This window comes from Bacillus sp. 7_6_55CFAA_CT2 (assembly GCF_000238655.1).
In the GTDB taxonomy this organism is placed as follows: domain Bacteria; phylum Bacillota; class Bacilli; order Bacillales; family Bacillaceae_G; genus Bacillus_A; species Bacillus_A cereus.
Window position 1 is genome coordinate 573,155 of the sequence record NZ_JH414709.1, and the last position, 14,374, is coordinate 587,528.

The following is a 14,374-nucleotide window of genomic DNA, read 5'->3' on the forward strand; positions in this document are numbered from 1 at the left end:
TGGACAAAGAAGTGAGAGATTAATCAATTTTATTGTTTTTCTTAATTATATATTTCCATAAAAATAGGGGATTACCTGTTTAAAATAATATAATGTGGATTATGCAACGATTCATAGTGTTCCGTTACATAGTATATATATTGTAAAATGTATGTGGATGATTTAGTTATTATTATGCATTTTATAAGCCGTATGGGGGAAGCAAAATGAAAATAATAGAACTACCAATTGAATTCGAATTTAACGGGCAAAAACAATGTGTTTATCCAAGTTTAATTATAGTACATAATGAATTAACGTTAGTCGATACAGGATATCCAAGTTTTTTACCTTTAATTGAAAATGCAATATTAAAACATGGATATGAGATGAAAAACTTAAAAAATATAATTATTACTCATTATGATGATGATCATCTAGGGTCTGTATACGATTTTAAAGTGAAATATCCTCAAATTAATGTTATTGCTAGTGAAATTGAATCTAACTATATTAGTGGTGATATAAAATCAGAGAGGTTAGTTCAAGCTGAAGAAATGTTAGAACGTATGCCAAATGAAGAAAAAGAATTTGGTAAATGGTTTATACAACAGTTAAAAAATATAAAACATATTTCCGTCGATGAAAAAGTGCATGATGGTCAAATGATTTTGAATAATGAATGTCAAATAGTAGCGACGCCAGGACATACTTCGGGGCATATTTCATTATATTTTCCGAATTTAGATTGTGTAATTACGGGAGATGCGGCTGTTCAAGAGAATCGTGAGTTAGTAATAGCTAATCCGAATTTTTGTTTGGATATAGAAAAAGCGAAAGAGTCTTTAAACAGGATTAAAAGTTTTAAAGCAGCAGAGTATTATTGCTATCATGGAGGAAAGCTTACTGTATAAATTAATGAAAACCGGTCTTTCCTAAATCGAAAAGATCGGTTTTTTAGTTCATATATTTTGCGATTTCCACCAAATCAGTAACATTATATTTCGGTAAAATTGAAATATATATGTAAAGAAGAATATATATAATTTGAGCAAGGGTATAGGGGGGAGAAGATGGGTTCGTTATTTGATGTAATAGCAAAATTAAGAAGTTCATTTTGTCTTCTACTAACATGGAAGCATTAATAAAATCTGAGAAAAAGCAAAAAGATTTTGTTCATCTAGTACAGGATGAATATAAAAAAAGAAGATAAGAATTTTTTTATTTTTCATATTTGGCGAAACAAATGGTACAATGAAAGCTAATGTGAAAAATAAGGAAAAGAAGTGGTCTATTTGAAAAACTTTTTAGAATTAGGAATTAGTGAAACTTTTAATCATACATTACGTGAAAATGGAATTACAGAAGCAACACCAATTCAAGAGAAGGCAATTCCTGTTATTATGTCAGGTAAAGATATTATTGGGCAGGCGAAAACAGGAACGGGTAAAACGTTAGCATTCGTGTTACCGATTTTAGAAAAAAATTGATCCAGAGTCTAGTGATGTTCAGGCTTTAATTGTTGCACCAACAAGGGAACTAGCTCTGCAAATTACAACTGAAATTAAAAAAATAGCTTGTTCAAAGAGAAGATATTAATGTACTAGCGATTTATGGTGGGCAAGATGTAGCACAACAATTGAGAAAATTAAAAGGTAATACACATATTGTTGTAGCGACACCGGGGCGATTATTAGATCATATACGACGTGAAACAATTGATTTAAGTAATCTTTCAACGATTGTATTAGATGAAGCGGATCAAATGCTTTATTTTGGTTTCTTATATGATATTGAAGATATTTTAGATGAGACACCTGATAGTAAACAAACGATGTTATTCTCAGCAACGATGCCAAAAGATATTAAAAAATTGGCGAAGCGTTATATGGATGAGCCGCAAATGATTCAAGTACAAAGTGAAGAAGTAACGGTTGATACAATTGAGCAGCGTGTCATTGAGACGACAGACCGTGCAAAGCCAGATGCACTTCGTTTTATTATGGATCGTGATCAGCCATTTTTAGCTGTTATTTTCTGTCGTACAAAGGTTAGAGCAAGTAAGCTTTATGATAATTTAAAAGGATTAGGTTATAATTGTGCTGAACTTCATGGTGATATACCTCAAGCGAAACGTGAAAGAGTTATGAAGAGTTTCCGCGAAGCTAAAATTCAGTACTTAATCGCAACGGATGTAGCAGCTCGTGGACTTGATGTAGATGGTGTAACGCACGTATTTAACTTTGATATCCCTGAAGATGTAGAAAGTTACATTCACCGCATTGGCCGAACAGGACGTGCAGGTGGATCAGGTCTTGCAATTACGTTCGTTGCAGCGAAAGATGAAAAACATTTAGAAGAAATTGAAAAAACGCTTGGTGCACCAATACAAAGAGAAATAATCGAACAACCGAAGATAAAACGTGTAGATGAAAATGGAAAACCGGTACCAAAGCCGGCTCCGAAGAAATCAGGTCAAAATCGTCAAAGAGATAGCCGCGAAGGTTCAAGAAGTGATTCAAGACGTGATTCCAGAAATAGCTCAAGAAGTGATTCAAGAAATAGTTCGAGAAATAGTTCGAGAAATAGTTCGAGAAATGAAAATAACCGATCATTTAATAAGCCAAGTAATAAAAAAGGTAGTACAAAGCAAGGTCAGCAAAGACGTGGTCGTTAAATAGTTATAATTGTAAAAGAGTCGCAAAATATTGTGGCTCTTTTTTTGTTTGTATACAACAAGGATGATGGCAAGAAAAAACAAAATTTCATTCACCGTATTTGAAATTTATAAAGGAAATTTTATAGTCCAAAACCATTAGAGCAAGGGTATTACTATCATTCAGCAGAACACTTTGATTAAAAGAAAAGGTATTGAAGCGAGCGAGTATTTTCATTACACATTCCGCAATTATCGAAATAGAACAAGAGAAGTTTATGAAGGATTAAACTCGTATTGGTGTACGATCGTTGGAAACTGGAAAACTAATTTGTTAGTTTTGATCAATGAGGAACTCGAGAAGCACCACTGCCATCCTTATGGGGAAATTGCTTATGACGATGAAGGTAATGTAGTGATAATATGCGAAATAAGAAAAAAGGACTAGCAGTCGTACCTGCCGTCCTTTAATAGGAGAAAAAGTAATCTTGTTTAGAACTACGCATAAACAGAAAATCTGCTTGTAATTAGTTTTACCCTAAATATACATGTCTATACAAAAAAGGGATAAGTAAAAGATACTTATCCCCGGAAGGGAAATACCAAGCACCAAAATGGCTCGTATTGGTCTGCAGGTTCAAAAGTAGTATATGTAAAACGAAAAATCTCATACAAAAAGCAGACAACGATTTTGGTTGTCTGCCAGTGAGCTCAATGAGTTAGCTAATTGTGATAATTTGCATCCCCATTGCGAGAAGAGTGAAGCTGCTAGTTCAAACAGCTTGTTGGTATTATTTTCGATTTCTTAAAAAATATACAGAGAAAGCAGATAAGTGAAGAGCCTACCTGCTTTTGCTGTAACAAAAGAAAGAGGTATTAGCCGTGGACACGGCCGCTTGAAAATAGTATGTATTTTTATTTGAAAAATATTCACGGGGTGAAGAAACGTGGAATGTTTGATAAAGGTGTTTGTGAAATTAATCAGCTAATTAGTAAAACAAAATAGTTATTTGGAAGAAAAGGAAAATGAATATGAGATGAATTGAAGCTGTTGAAGAATTACTTGAAGTGATGAAAGAATGCTTTTGGAACGGAACATCTTTAAAGGGTGAAGCTAATGATTTTAATATTGCATCTTGGCTGATTGAAGAAGCGACGCGTAAAACAAAATAAAGATTTCATTTTGTAGCAATGGAGAATAGATATGTGTACTTATTGGGGGAAAGTAGATAAAGAGTTCTTTAATAGGCAAGAACCGGAACAAAATAAAAGAGCGGCTAGCAAAAGCTAACTGCTCAATACAAGGAGATACAGAGAAGACTACTTTAAATGAATGTTGGCATACAGCCTACATACAGTATTGACCGAATATTTATTTTAAATTCAATTTATTTAAAGTAAACATCCCAACAGATAAAATGGTTGCGCCTGCTACAGAACCTAGCCAGTCTCTCCAGCCTAATGTATTTAAAGATGCATCTGCTAAATCCGTAATTAAGAAGATAGCAAACATTAATACACCAAATGCTAAGCATCCCCAAAATGTTTGCAAATATTTAATCATTTTCTTTCGGAACTTGCTCATATAAATCACCCTTATTAATAATTTATATTTTTATAAATAAATTATCACATATACAAAAATTAAAAGTGCGAAATATGCAATATTACATATTGGAACTCAACAAAATACTCCATTGATAAGTACATAGATCGAACGGAGGGGAACCGTATCGTATGAATCAATTGTCATTTTTTGAAGTCATCGATGTAAAGGAGATGCGCTGACTTGTGGTGAAGGAGCTGAAAAACTACAAAGTGTTGTGCGTCTGGATAAAGAATCGAGAAAAATAGGATCAAGCGGAGGGCATCGTTCTTTTCCTAAAATGAAAGGTGACGATAAGAAACATGAGATACGTTTTAAACAAATTGAGCGGACGTTAAAAAATAAAAATTTATAAAGGAAATAGAAAGTATGGTGTTGTATATGTACGATAATAGGAAACTTTTTGCAAACTAAACATATAATTTTAATAGACCGACAGTCGGTCTGGTGGGAAGGAGAACTTGAATGCGAATTGTAAAGGAGTATGAGGAGCGTAGAAAGGAAATTTTAGAAACAGCTGAGCGTTTGTTTCTTACGAAAGGTTATACGAAAACAACCGTGAATGATATTTTAAAAGAAATTGGTATAGCAAAGGGGACGTTTTATCATTATTTTAAGTCGAAGGAGGAAGTAATGGATGAAATCATTATGAGGATTATTAAAGAGGATGTCACTAAGGCGAAAAGGATTGTCTCCAATCCCGATATCCCCGTTTTAGATAAGTTATTTAAAATTTTAATGGAACAATCACCAAAATCAGGAGATGTAAAAGAAAAAATGATCCAACAATTCCATCAACCAAATAATGCAGAAATGCATCAGAAAAGTTTAGTGCAATCCATTATACATTTATCTCCTGTATTAACGGAAGTTTTAGAGCAAGGAATAGAAGAAGGCATATTTTATACTCCATACCCACAAGAAACAATTGAATTATTACTCTCTTCAGCACAAGTCATATTTGATGATGGTTTATTCCAGTGGAAAACGGAAGAAATGATGAGAAGAGCTAAGGCTTATATTAAAATGATGGAAGTATCTGTTGGAGCGAAAGAAGGGTCCTTTAATTATATGATCGAGGTTTTAATGAAACAGAAATAGCTTTTTTCTGTTTGGGTATTATAGACCGGCAGTCGGTCTATGCTAAATGAAGGATGTGATGAGGATGCCAGCAAGTATTCAATCTTCCTTGAAAGATTTTCACTTAATGGTAAGTGGTCAAATTATTACTATTTTAGGTTCAACACTATTACGTTTTGCACTGTCTTTATATGTGCTAGATATAACAGGACGTGCCGATATATTTGCAGGGTTATATGCCATAACGAGTATCCCGTTTTTGTTAGCTCCTCTTGGCGGAGCGATAGCAGATCGTTTCAACCGCCGTAATGTAATGGTCATTTTGGATTTTATAAACGCTGCTATTGTATTAAGTTTTATAGTTTTGTTATTAACTGAATCGGTATCTATTTTATTGATTGGAGCAATTATGTTTTTACTAGCAGTCATTAGTGCAATGTACTCACCAGTTGTTATGGCAAGTATTCCGCAATTAGTTCCAGAGAAAAAGTTAGAACAAGCAAACGGTATCATAAATGGTGTGCAAGCATTATCTAATATAGTTGCACCTGTACTAGGAGGAATATTATATGGCATAATTGGTTTGAAAATGCTCGTAATAACAAGTTGTCTTGCTTTCTTTTTATCTGCAATTTTAGAAATGTTTATTACAATACCTTTTATAAAAAGAGCGCAAGAAAGCCATATCATACCGACAATTGTAAAAGATATGAAAGAAGGTTTTCTTTATGTTTTAAAGCAACCTTTTATTTTGAAGGCTATGTTATTAGCAGCTTTATTAAACTTAATTTTGACACCGTTATTTGTTGTTGGAGGACCTATTATGTTACGAGTAACTATGCAGAGTAGCGATATGATGTATGGAACTGGAATGGGATTAATTGATTTTGCAACCATATTAGGGGCATTGTCAATCGGTTTCTTTGCTAAAAAGTTACAGATGAAAACATTATATAATTGGATGCTTATCATAGCTTTATTAGTAATGCCAGTGGCACTATCAGTTACACCGTTTATTCTTAATTTAGGATACTATCCACCATTTATCCTCTTTATACTTTCTTCTCTTCTAATCGCAATGATTATGACAATTGTATCCATCTATGTGATTACTGTAGTCCAAAAGAAAACACCAAATGAAAATCTAGGAAAAGTGATGGCATTTATAACAGCGGTATCTCAATGTATGGCACCAATTGGGCAAGTCGTATATGGTTTTATGTTTGAAGGATTCAGTACGAAAATTTATTTACCTATATTTGCTATTAGTTTCATAATGACAATAATAGCTATATTGACGAAGAAAATATTAAGAAATGAAGGGAACTAGCTTCATATGCTTAGAGTATTAGCGAAACCCAATCCTAATCAATTCTTCATCATTTATTTCAATTACAAATCTATATTCTTTGTCTAATAGCCAGTAATAAAAACTGACTGCATCAACGTCAACTAGTGATTGGAATACTTTATCAAGATTTGTACTTACTACAGGGATTTCATAGTTATCCCATATTATAAAAATCTGTTCGTCAAAATCTAGTTGGTTTGCTCTAATAAGGGAAATTAGTTGTTCTTTGTTCGAAGCAATGAATTGATTATCTATCTGTTCCCAATCTATTCTTCCCGAGACAGTTATAGGAAATGAATTCATTAAAATAGTAGCAATCTGCTGGCTTTTTTCTTGGGAGAAAATGACAGTTTCGTTTCCTAGGGATTCAAGGCATTCACTAAACAAAGGGTTTATGTCATTGTTGTTTTTGGTTTTCAGTGCTCTTAACTTTTGTTGCAATTTCCATTGTCTTGACGATCTATCATCCATTTTTAACATTCCTTATACAATTATTTAAGAATGAGTATAGCACATAAGGGAAGTCTTTATGAAAAGGAACTTTTTAAATATAAATTAAATAAAAGCGTTATTTGAAAAAAAGCCTTTTAAGGAAAGATAAGAGGCCATCAAAAAATATAACAACATGAAAATTTTATATTATGTATATACAATTTAAAGAGTTAGTGGAAATAATAAAATGTATAAAATTCTTATAAAAAAGCCCTAGGATTAGGGGATCTAGGGCTTCCTCTGTTGGTATATCTCACACGACATTATAAAAAGAAAAGAACTTAATGAAGATAACACATGAATGTTTCGTAAATGTATCAAAAAAGTGAACAAAAGCGTTATTTTATTAGAAAAGTATGATTGTATGAAATATCATGTATGAAAGAAGAGGCGTTAGCAAAAATATACCTTAACGAAATCGGCTTTATTTTTCAGCAAAGTAACCTTATTAAGTGACTCATGTTGTATAGGTAGCAGCGAAAACAGAAAGAGTTCTTTTTTTAGCAGACGGAGAAATTGTTAGTGAAATACGGATGGGTAAATAGGAACATGATCATTTGAAAGTACGAGAAGAGAAGTTGTTAAAATGGTTAGCTATACTTGGATTTTAAAGGGAAAAACTCCTATTGAATGTAGGAGTTTTTTCTTTGTTTGAAAGTTCAAAAAGATATATAATAATTTTCTGACTATTAATTTATGGAGGGGTATTAATGAAAAATGAAACGTTACACACACAAGAAGACATTTTAAAAATGCTTGATTCATTATTAAGACCTGCAGAACCATTTTGGAATGAATTTTATGAGAATAGAGAAAAGGATGTTCCATTTTTTGAAAATGTTCCAGATGAGAACCTAGTTTCGTATATACAAAAAGAGAGAGTTTCAAAAGGGAAAGTATTAGAACTTGGATGTGGTCCAGGTAGAAACGCCATTTATTTAGCGACTCAAGGGTTTGATGTAACCGCAGTGGATTTATCTGTAGAAGGCATTAATTGGGCTAAAGAAAGGGCATTGGCAAAAGAGGTAGAAATTCATTTTATTTGTGATTCAATTTTTAATTTAGAGGTTCAAAACGAATTTGATTTTGTATACGATTCGGGCTGTTTGCATCACATTCCACCGCATAGAAGAATAAATTATGTGGATTTAATTAAAAACTCATTAAAATCGGGTGGTTATTTCGGATTAACATGTTTTGCGGCAGGCGATTTAGATGAGCGAAATGGATCGGAAATAACAGATTGGGATGTATATAGAGGGTGGAGTCTACAAGGTGGTCTTGCATACTCGGAAGAAAAGTTAAGAGAGATATTTAAAGAATTTGAGGTAATTGAGATTAGAAGGATGAAACAAATGAAACAACCGAAAGAAATGTTTGGAGAATCATTTCTTTGGACAGCATTATTTAAGAAGAAATAATAAAGTAGATAATTGACAAACTCATCGTTTTTATAGACAATATATTAAAAGGAACGTACGTTTGGTTTTGTTGGCGTATGTTTTACATAAATACATAACAAGGGGCTGTCTCCATATGAGTAACGCAAATCAAAAAATTACTACGTTTTTAATGTTTGAGGGCAAAGCTGAGGAAGCAATGAATTTTTATACGTCACTATTTGATCAATCAGAAATTGTAAGTATTTCTCGCTACGATGAAAATGGACCTGGTAAAGAGGGAACTGTAATTCATGCAACTTTTACGCTAAATGGCCAAGAGTTTATGTGTATTGATAGTTATGTAAATCATAATTTTACATTCACTCCAGCTATGTCTCTTTATGTAACTTGTGAGACAGAAGAAGAAATTGAAACGGTCTTTCATAAACTAGCGCAGGATGGAGCGATTCTTATGCCTTTAGGTTCTTATCCGTTTAGTAAAAAGTTTGGCTGGTTAAATGATAAGTATGGTGTATCTTGGCAGTTAACTCTTGCTGAATAAAAAAGAAAAAGCGTAGCTTATTTGTTTGTAAAAGATGTTCATCTTGTATGGAATGAAGTTTCTAGGGTTTTAAAGAATAAAGGTGTTCTTATTGCTGGATTTACAAATCCGTTACTATGGATTTTTGATGATAACCAAGAGCAAAAAGGTATTCTGGATGTTAAACATTCAATTCCTTCATCAACATTGGATTATTTACCAGAGGATGAAGTTCAAGATTACATCGATTCAAATCAAACAATAGAATATGCGCATACTTTAGAAGACCAAATCCAAGGTCAAATTGAAGCTGGTTTTGCTATAACAGGTTTTTATGAGGATGATTTTGGTGGAACAAGGATATTAGATAAGCATATTAAAACATTTATTGCGACAAAAGCTATAAAGTTAAAGATGGATTAAGAATTTTTGCTTGTCACACGGGGCGTTAGTCGAAGAAGGCTCTTAAAATAGAAAAGGATGGTGCTTTCCATCCTTTTCCTTATGTATTTTGAGTGTCGAAACTATTCTCAAAACAAGTTTTACACTACTAGTTGTATAATTAGGTTATGCTTTTATATTAAGAATTTTGCTGACCGAATCTTTTCCCGAGTTTAGCTAACAATTCAGGTTGATCGCTTTGGCTCATTATAACTTCAATAAAGATAAGTTGATTCTTATTAAAAGTTATATTTGTTAAGACTTCTGCTAATTCTGCTTCATTTTCTACTTTAAATGTTAGACTTTTTTCTTCGGATCCAAATACCATTGATAGTTTATTGTAATCCCACATCTGTATGTCATTATAAAGTTGGTTTTGGCCGTGAATGGCACGTTCAACAGTGTATCCGTTGTTATTGATTAAAAATATAATCGGTTTTAAATTTTGACGTAGTATAGTTGATAACTCTTGGGCAGTTACTTGGAAAGAACCATCACCAATAATTAAAATGTTGCGCCGTGATAAATTGGCGAGCTGTGTACCAAGTAGAGCGGGCAGTGTATATCCGATAGATCCCCATAACGGTTGACCTACATATGCAGTGTTATTAGGTAGAGGGATAGCGGCACTACCAAAGAAAGGTGTTCCTTGCTCTACAATTAAGACGTCGTTTTCTTGTAAGAAATGGTACATTTGCTGCCAAAAACGTTTTTGTGTGACCATTTGTGCTTTTGGATTGAACTCTTCAGTAAAAGGTGATGATTCTAAAATAAATGGCTTAATTTCAAGGGTATCTTTATTACGATGCTCAATTGAATCACTTAAATGTTGTAAAACATCCTGCATTACAACTGGACCGTATTTTTTATCTATAATTTTCACAGTATAGGGATGGATTTCTATAACTTGTTCTTTTGTAAAACCTTGTGTGAAGCCGCCTGTAATAGTATCAGTTAACTTCACACCAATACTAATAATACAATCAGATTCATCAATTCTTTTTCGCAAGTACGGAGAACTTACATCACCAGTATAAACACCTATAAATTGAGGGTGTTTTTCTGGGAATATTCCTTTTCCCATACTTAACGTCGCGATGGGAAACCCAGTTTTTTCTACGAATTGATGTAAATTTTCTTTAGCGTGAAATCGATCTACTTCAAAATCAGCTAAAATAACAGGTTTTTTGGCGTTTTTTATTTTTGAAATGGCATGTAGAAGCATTTTATTTAATGCTTCTTTATTACTTAAAATAGGTTTATTTATAATAGGTTCTGTCGGTTTATTAATTGGTTTATTATATACATCAATCGGCAAATTAATATGAACAGGGCGTTTTTCATTCCAACATGCACGTAAAACACGGTCAATTTCCTCAGCAGCATGCTCAGGTGTTACATTTGTTTGTGCTATAGTGATTTCTCGATACATATTGGAAAAGTGATCGAACTTTCCATCTCCTAACGTATGATGGACGATTGCTCCATTTTCCATTACTTTTGTTGGTGGCGTACCTGTAATTTTTATAACTGGCACGTTTTCCGCATATGAGCCAGCAATACCGTTAATAGCGCTTAATTCTCCAACACCGAAAGTAGTAATAAGAGCGGCGATTCCTTTTATGCGAGCGTACCCATCTGCTGCATATGCAGCATTTAATTCATTACAATTGCCAATCCACTTTAAATTTTTATGTGCTACCACATCATCTAAAAAGGCAAGATTATAATCACCAGGAACCCCAAATATATGTTCAATTCCTAATTCGTGTAGTCTATCCAATAAATATGTACTTACAGTATATTGTTTTTTCAAATGAATCATCTCCTAATTATGCAATGAATGTTTCAATAGACTGAACAAGTTCTAATGCGTTGATTAAAATATTCATTACTAGATTGTGGTATAATTTACATACAGGGGGAAAGTAGATGACACAACATAAAGAAGAACAGATGAATGAGGCATTAGCATTATTTTATTTTGCATATAAAACATTTACTGAAAAGCCAGATGAAATTATAAAAGAATATGGCATTCAACGAGTACATCATCGAATTTTATTTTTTATCGCACGTTTTCCAGGGATAAGTGTAAATGAGTTATTATCACTATTAGAAATAAGTAAGCAAGCGCTCCACGGACCGCTACGTCAACTTGTGGAAAAGGGCTTAATTGAGAGTAATGAAGCTATGCATGATCGACGTGTGAAACAGTTGTCTTTAACAGAAAAAGGTACAGATTTAGAGAAAAAACTGAGTGATGTACAAAGACAACAAATGGGTGCTATTTTTTCAAAATTTGGTGAATCATGTGAGGACAATTGGCACCAAGTTATGAATGAAATGGCAAATAGCCGATCAGGTTTTGATGCTTGGATATCGAAACGTGAAATACCAGTCGATCAAAAATAATGAAAAAACTTCTGTTTTTATCGTTTGAAAAAGAACAAATTTTATCCATACATTTGGCAACTATCGATTGGTCATAGAGTGAATGGATAAAAAGATACATTACTAGATACTTTATACGTGTACGCAATGGAACAATAAAATTCACATTTCCGAAAGGGGAATTATAATGATAAAACTTGTACTTATTCGTCACGGACAAAGTTTATGGAATCTTGAAAATCGCTTTACTGGATGGACAGATGTTGATCTATCAGAGAATGGATTAAGTGAAGCGAGAGAAGCAGGAGCAATATTAAAGAAAAACGGATATACTTTTGATGTGGCTTATACATCTGTATTAAAACGCGCAATTCGGACGTTATGGATTGTACTTCATGAGATGGATCTTACTTGGGTTCCAATACATAAATCTTGGAAGCTAAATGAAAGACATTATGGTGCATTGCAAGGGCTGAATAAAGATGAAACTGCTCAAAAATATGGTGAGGAGCAAGTTCATATTTGGAGAAGAAGTGTTGATGTAAGACCACCGGCTCTTACTGAAGACGATCCTCGATATGAAGCGACCGATCCAAGATATAAAACACTCAAAAAAGGTGAATTTCCATTAACTGAATGTTTAGAGGATACGGAGAAGAGAGTACTTGCTTATTGGCATTCAGAAATTGCGCCGACATTAAAAAGTGGTAATAAAGTAATTATTTCATCACACGGTAACACAATTCGCTCGCTAGTAAAATATTTAGACAACCTTTCAAGTGATGGTGTAGTTTCATTAAATATTCCAACTAGCATTCCGCTTGTTTATGAATTAGACGAAAACTTACGTCCGATTCGTCATTATTATTTAAGTATGGATGGAGAAGTACCTGAAGGGGAAATTCCGAAACATATTTCTTTTTAATACGAAAATTTGAAATGAATGCTTGTCTACATATACAATATAGACTCATGGTAAAGTGAAATTTTAATCAGTGGGGTCTTACTGCTCACAAATAGCAGGATAAAAGACGTGGTACCTTCTAATATATATGCGATGTAGCTAATTTTAGAAGCTTGTCCACGTCTTTTGTCATAAAGAGAGCAGCTTGCGCATGTAATGATATCGTGAGTAGTTTTTGAATGGAGGGTGATGTGATTAATGATCTCTAACATTCGAATTGGCTTATTTGTTTTAGCGATTGTCTTTGTAGTCCTTGTTTTCTTTTATTGGAAAAATGAAGAGTTGTACGAGGAGAAGAAGCAACGTATTAGAAAGACTTGGTATGGTTTGTTTATCATATCTGTCACCGTGTATTTCATGATAAAAGGAATCGATTTAACCCTCTGGAAAAATCTTTTAATGTTTACTGCAATGGTTATTTTTGTTGATATTGCGTTCATTTTAACGCCTAATATTTCAGAAATATGGGGTGCAAAATTTAGCGATATTGGCAAGACAGTTCAATCCATAAAACGATCATTAATTGCATCTAAAGCGAGAGGAGAAATATACACGACAATTATTCAAAATGTTAATCCAGCAGTATTCGGTACGATGGAATGGCATACGGAAGAGGAATATACAAAGAGCTTAAATGCATTTTTAGATTCATATGGGGAAAAGATTGGCGCGAAAATTGTTGTTTTTGAAGCTGCGAAGGAATTAAATACAAACTTTCGTGGTATTCGCTCACAATTTAGTATTATCGTCCCGTTAGAACATATGGAGCAATTGAATGAGCAGAAAGCGGTGCAAGTAGAAAATGTCGGGATTATACCAGCAAAAATAGTAAGTGACGTTTTCATTGTTATTGATGGAAAGAAAAATAACCTGCAAGATCGGGATTTTGAAAATGTATATAATTTAACAATACATCATAGTTATTTTAGTAAATAAGGACAGAATCTTTTTCTGTCCTTTTCTTCTATACATAAATTAAAAACAAAATCCGACAAAGTTGAATAAAATTGGACAATCATTCCTACACTAGCATGTAGAGGTGATTGTAGTGGTAAAAGATTATGACAATGATTTTTTTAAAGAAGATAACGAAGATACAACAGATTTCTCTTTAATAAAAGGGGATACGTTGCAGCAAGTAGAAGAATTAGAAGAAGAATTAAAAAGAAAATCATAAGTGTACACTCTTTCTACATTTGCTATATAATATAAATAAAAGGTTGTATCTTTTTGAAAAGGGGGAGAAGAGATGGCTGAAGTCAATGTACAAAAGTCTTCGTTTTTTAAAGAAAAAAAGAAGAATCCAATACAGATTTCTCTCTTGTGAAAGGTGCATTAACGGAGAATATAAATCGGTTAGAGAAACTGATGAATAATAGTAGTTCAAAATATATACAGGTGAAAAAAAACAAAGAAAATAGCATAGAGCATTTTCTTTTGTTTTTTTATTTTAATTAGTAAACTTATACTTTTACTTTTTCTTAGTAA

The 14,374-nt window shown here is 33.0% G+C and carries 13 protein-coding genes and 4 pseudogenes; 14 read left to right on the forward strand and 3 right to left on the reverse strand.

Features of this window, described 5'->3' with window-relative positions; translation table 11 throughout:
- Positions 1 to 206: 206 nt before the first annotated feature.
- Together HMPREF1014_RS12035 and HMPREF1014_RS12040 are read left to right on the forward strand one after the other, a co-directional pair.
- On the forward strand, positions 207 to 893 hold the full coding sequence (locus HMPREF1014_RS12035; protein ID WP_000691170.1) for an MBL fold metallo-hydrolase: 687 nt from the start codon (positions 207 to 209) through the stop codon (positions 891 to 893).
- A gap of 372 nt (positions 894 to 1,265) precedes the next feature.
- Positions 1,266 to 2,656, forward strand: a pseudogene (locus HMPREF1014_RS12040) (DEAD/DEAH box helicase).
- Between the two features lie 1,351 nt (positions 2,657 to 4,007).
- Here the strand turns inward: HMPREF1014_RS12040 and HMPREF1014_RS12045 are convergent.
- A complete protein-coding gene (locus tag HMPREF1014_RS12045) occupies positions 4,008 to 4,220 on the reverse strand; it encodes a hypothetical protein (RefSeq protein ID WP_000033156.1) in 213 nt (70 codons plus the stop codon).
- Between the two features lie 238 nt (positions 4,221 to 4,458).
- Between HMPREF1014_RS12045 and HMPREF1014_RS31860 the strand changes: the two genes are divergently transcribed.
- The 3 genes from HMPREF1014_RS31860 to HMPREF1014_RS12055 all read left to right on the forward strand — a co-directional run bounded on the left by HMPREF1014_RS31860 (position 4,459) and on the right by HMPREF1014_RS12055 (position 6,651).
- Positions 4,459 to 4,596: a hypothetical protein gene (locus tag HMPREF1014_RS31860; protein WP_003301264.1), complete on the forward strand. Its 138-nt coding sequence runs from the start codon at positions 4,459 to 4,461 to the stop codon at positions 4,594 to 4,596.
- Positions 4,597 to 4,706: 110 nt separating this feature from the next.
- Entirely contained in the window at positions 4,707 to 5,342 is a 636-nt protein-coding gene (locus HMPREF1014_RS12050; RefSeq protein WP_001223583.1) for a TetR/AcrR family transcriptional regulator, read from the forward strand.
- Between the two features lie 64 nt (positions 5,343 to 5,406).
- Entirely contained in the window at positions 5,407 to 6,651 is a 1,245-nt protein-coding gene (locus HMPREF1014_RS12055) for an MFS transporter (protein WP_001111713.1), read from the forward strand.
- A gap of 18 nt (positions 6,652 to 6,669) precedes the next feature.
- On the opposite strand, the gene HMPREF1014_RS12060 is transcribed toward HMPREF1014_RS12055, so the two are convergent.
- Positions 6,670 to 7,143, reverse strand: a complete 474-nt coding sequence (locus tag HMPREF1014_RS12060) for a CDI toxin immunity protein (protein ID WP_000342721.1) — start codon at positions 7,141 to 7,143, stop codon at positions 6,670 to 6,672.
- A 491-nt stretch (positions 7,144 to 7,634) separates the two neighbouring features.
- On the opposite strand from HMPREF1014_RS12060, the pseudogene HMPREF1014_RS32585 reads away from it, so the two are divergent.
- The 4 genes and pseudogenes from HMPREF1014_RS32585 to HMPREF1014_RS12075 all read left to right on the forward strand — a co-directional run.
- Positions 7,635 to 7,775: pseudogene (locus HMPREF1014_RS32585) on the forward strand (ABC transporter ATP-binding protein); the annotation flags it as partial.
- A gap of 99 nt (positions 7,776 to 7,874) precedes the next feature.
- Complete coding sequence (locus HMPREF1014_RS12065; protein WP_000787495.1) at positions 7,875 to 8,585, forward strand: class I SAM-dependent methyltransferase; 711 nt, start codon at positions 7,875 to 7,877, stop codon at positions 8,583 to 8,585.
- A 115-nt stretch (positions 8,586 to 8,700) separates the two neighbouring features.
- A complete protein-coding gene (locus HMPREF1014_RS12070; protein ID WP_000063589.1) occupies positions 8,701 to 9,108 on the forward strand; it encodes a VOC family protein in 408 nt (135 codons plus the stop codon).
- A gap of 12 nt (positions 9,109 to 9,120) precedes the next feature.
- A pseudogene (locus tag HMPREF1014_RS12075) lies at positions 9,121 to 9,510 on the forward strand (SAM-dependent methyltransferase); the annotation flags it as partial.
- Between the two features lie 157 nt (positions 9,511 to 9,667).
- Here HMPREF1014_RS12075 and HMPREF1014_RS12080 read toward each other — a convergent pair.
- Complete coding sequence (locus HMPREF1014_RS12080) at positions 9,668 to 11,353, reverse strand: alpha-keto acid decarboxylase family protein (protein ID WP_043307200.1); 1,686 nt, start codon at positions 11,351 to 11,353, stop codon at positions 9,668 to 9,670.
- A 107-nt stretch (positions 11,354 to 11,460) separates the two neighbouring features.
- On the opposite strand from HMPREF1014_RS12080, the gene HMPREF1014_RS12085 reads away from it, so the two are divergent.
- From HMPREF1014_RS12085 to spoIISB, 5 genes and pseudogenes are all read left to right on the forward strand, one after another.
- A complete protein-coding gene (locus tag HMPREF1014_RS12085) occupies positions 11,461 to 11,943 on the forward strand; it encodes a MarR family winged helix-turn-helix transcriptional regulator (RefSeq protein ID WP_000191888.1) in 483 nt (160 codons plus the stop codon).
- A gap of 166 nt (positions 11,944 to 12,109) precedes the next feature.
- Positions 12,110 to 12,847, forward strand: a complete 738-nt coding sequence (gene gpmA / locus HMPREF1014_RS12090) for a 2,3-diphosphoglycerate-dependent phosphoglycerate mutase (RefSeq protein WP_000594152.1) — start codon at positions 12,110 to 12,112, stop codon at positions 12,845 to 12,847.
- Positions 12,848 to 13,084: 237 nt separating this feature from the next.
- The gene (locus tag HMPREF1014_RS12095; RefSeq protein WP_000624978.1) at positions 13,085 to 13,822 is read left to right on the forward strand and encodes a type II toxin-antitoxin system SpoIISA family toxin; all 738 of its coding nucleotides are present in this window, start codon (positions 13,085 to 13,087) and stop codon (positions 13,820 to 13,822) included.
- A gap of 112 nt (positions 13,823 to 13,934) precedes the next feature.
- Positions 13,935 to 14,063: a hypothetical protein gene (locus HMPREF1014_RS12100; RefSeq protein ID WP_000237818.1), complete on the forward strand. Its 129-nt coding sequence runs from the start codon at positions 13,935 to 13,937 to the stop codon at positions 14,061 to 14,063.
- 72 nt (positions 14,064 to 14,135) lie between these two features.
- A pseudogene (spoIISB, locus tag HMPREF1014_RS12105) lies at positions 14,136 to 14,344 on the forward strand (stage II sporulation protein SB).
- The last annotated feature ends 30 nt before the right edge of the window (positions 14,345 to 14,374 follow it).